Origin of the sequence: Mycobacterium sp. (assembly GCF_032162105.1) — a bacterium.
Lineage (GTDB): Bacteria > Actinomycetota > Actinomycetes > Mycobacteriales > Mycobacteriaceae > Mycobacterium.
Window position 1 is genome coordinate 1 of the sequence record NZ_JAVRPS010000697.1, and the last position, 2,525, is coordinate 2,525.

Consider the following 2,525-nt stretch of genomic DNA (forward strand, 5'->3'; position numbering starts at 1 on the left):
CCCGGCCCCCAGAGGATCGGCCTGACCACCTCTCCGGTGATCAAGCCGTCGTCGTCGGTCTCGAACTTGTTGGACAGCACGTTGTCGATGCCCAGGAACCGTGCCACCGGCTCGACCTGGACGGTCAGCGCCGACGAACTGAGGACGACGGTGTGACCGCGGGCCATGTGGGCGCGCACCATGGCGCGCATCTCGGGGTAGATGCGGCTCTGGACGTGCTGGACGAACAGGCGCTCGCCGAGTTCGTCGAGATCGCTGAGCGAGTTGCCGTGCAGCATGCGGGCGCCCTTGCCGATCAGGTCCTCGAACTCGGAGCGGCCCAGCTGGTGGTTCAGTCCGGCCTGCACCATGCCGATGAACTCGCCGATGCTCATCTGCCCGCGGCGCAACCGATCTTGCGTCATGAGGACGCCGGTGAACCCGGCGACCAGGGTGCCGTCCAGATCGAAGAACGCGCCGACCTCCGGTCCCGGCGGGCTGGCTTCGATCTCGGCGACCGAGCCGGGGAGACGGGCGGTGCGCTTGCCGCCGCGACCGGCGGGCTGTCCATTCTGCGAACTCATTGCGCGGCACTCCCATTGGACGTGACGGAGGACGGTTCGCTGGCGGTCGGGGGGAACGACGCCGGAGCGGACCGTCCGTCGCCGCCGAGGGCGAGCACCTCGTCGAAGCCGGCCAGAAGGCAGCGGGCGAACAGTGCGGTGTCGGTGATGGCTGCCCTGTCATAGCGGGTGGTGATGGTGCAATACCCGGCGCGCGAGATCAGCACCGCCATCATCGCGACGCCCGGCAGCGGCCCAACTCCGTAGTGCCGCAGGATCTTCGCACCGGCCAGGAAGGTGTCGCCCTGGTAGAGGGGCACGTTGCTGGCCTGGACGTCGGAGTTGACGATCGACCCGGCCACGCTCTCGAGGATGGCGTCGGGAAGCAGGCTGATCACCGGCGCCATGGATCCGACCATGTCCATGGCCCGCTCCTCGCGCTTGCTGGTCATCTGCGCACGGACCTTCTGGATGCGCGTGGTGGGGTCGACGACGCCCACCGGGGCCGCGATGTTGACTCCGACGAACCGGTTGCCGCCCGCGGGATCGGCGTCCGAGCGGAGGTTGACCGGCACGGCCATCGGCAAGGTGTCGATGGGGATGCCCTTGGCGTCGTGGTAGAGCCGCAGCGCCCCGCACAGGCCGGCGAGGTAGGCGTCGTTGATCGAGCCGCCGGCCGCCTTCGACGCCTTGTGCAGGTCGCTGAGCTTGATGTCGATCGCTTCGCTGCGCGTCGTCAGGCTGCGCCGCCGCAGCAGTGGCGACGACTCGGCCACCGGACCCATCACCCTGGCGCCGGACTTCGCGTAGTCGACCACGCCGCCGACGGCGGAGACGGGGTCGCGGACCACCCGGCTCAACACGTGCGCCGCTCCCCCGAGCGCCCCGAGGATGCCGCTGGCGATGGAGCCGGGGAGCCGGTTGATGCCCTGCCGCATGAGGTCGTTCGGCGAAAGGTCCTGCGGGATCGGCAATGGCGCCTGTTTCGGCGGCGCCGGATCACGCTCGAGGTCGTAGATGTTGGCGAACATCTCGACGCTGCCGACGCCGTCGGTGACCGCGTGGCTGAGGTGCAGCATGGTGGCGGCGCGGCCGCCGGCGAGGCCCTCGACGAGGGTCGCCGTCCACAGTGGGCGGGAGATGTCCATCGGGGATTGCAGCGCGACCTCGGCGAGGTCCAACACCTCGCGCAGCGTGCCCGGCGCGGGCACCCGGACCCGGCGGACGTGGAAGTCGAGGTTGAAGTCCGGGTCGACCACCCAGCGCGGCGCCACCGTCGGCAGCGTCGGCATGACCACCTTCTGCCGCAGCCGCAAAACCTTGCGGGAGGCGTTGTCGAACCGGGCGCGGAAGCGGTCCCAGTCCGGCGTGCTGTCGAGCAACTCGACGCCCATGATCCCCGAACGGGTGCGCGGATTGGCCTCGCCGCGGTGCATCAACTGGTCGAACGCACTCAGCTCCTCGGGAAGTCCGGCCGCGTCCAACTCCGGCACGTCACTCATTGCGTTTCGCTCTCCTCCCGGTCGCCAAAATGCCGTCTCCACGCTAGTCCGCTGCCCGAAGCCGCGGGTCGCATTACCGGGTGTTGTACGGGCGCACCACGGTCGTGTGCGGGCGTTGCCGAGCAGGCTGAGAGATAGCCGGGAGATACACTCACCACGCGCTGCCCCCGTAGCTCAGCGGATAGAGCAACCGCCTTCTAAGCGGTTGGTCGCAGGTTCGAGTCCTGCCGGGGGCGCTGGTCTTCCCCCAATGCGCTGTGAGTGATCTTGAGATCATCGCGTTCCATTGGTGCCACTATGTACTGGCGCAGTACGTGCGGCGAGGGGGAGCCGAGTCATGAGACATCCGTATCTCACTCGAGGTACAGCAGAGCTCCTCAAATGACCGGAAGTGCGTTCAATCCGACCGGGGGTGGCGGGTCTGGTTTCGAGGCGCTGACACATTCGAGGCGCAGCGGCTCGGCCATCACCGGAATCGGAT

General features: G+C 68.4%; 2 protein-coding genes and 1 tRNA gene. 1 reads left to right on the top strand and 2 read right to left on the bottom strand.

Annotation, left to right across the window (positions count from 1 at the left end; genetic code table 11):
- Both QOC69_RS35235 and QOC69_RS35240 read right to left on the bottom strand, forming a co-directional pair.
- Window positions 1-563: HAD-IB family hydrolase (locus QOC69_RS35235; RefSeq protein WP_526447349.1), on the bottom strand; the 563-nt coding region annotated here is incomplete at its 3' end.
- Window positions 560-2,044, bottom strand: coding sequence for a wax ester/triacylglycerol synthase family O-acyltransferase (locus tag QOC69_RS35240; RefSeq protein WP_526447351.1), 1,485 nt, complete (start codon window positions 2,042-2,044; stop codon window positions 560-562). The genes QOC69_RS35235 and QOC69_RS35240, both read right to left, overlap by 4 nt.
- 163 nt (window positions 2,045-2,207) lie before the next feature.
- Between QOC69_RS35240 and QOC69_RS35245 the strand changes: the two genes are divergently transcribed.
- Window positions 2,208-2,280 (top strand) — tRNA-Arg (locus QOC69_RS35245).
- Window positions 2,281-2,525 lie beyond the last annotated feature (245 nt).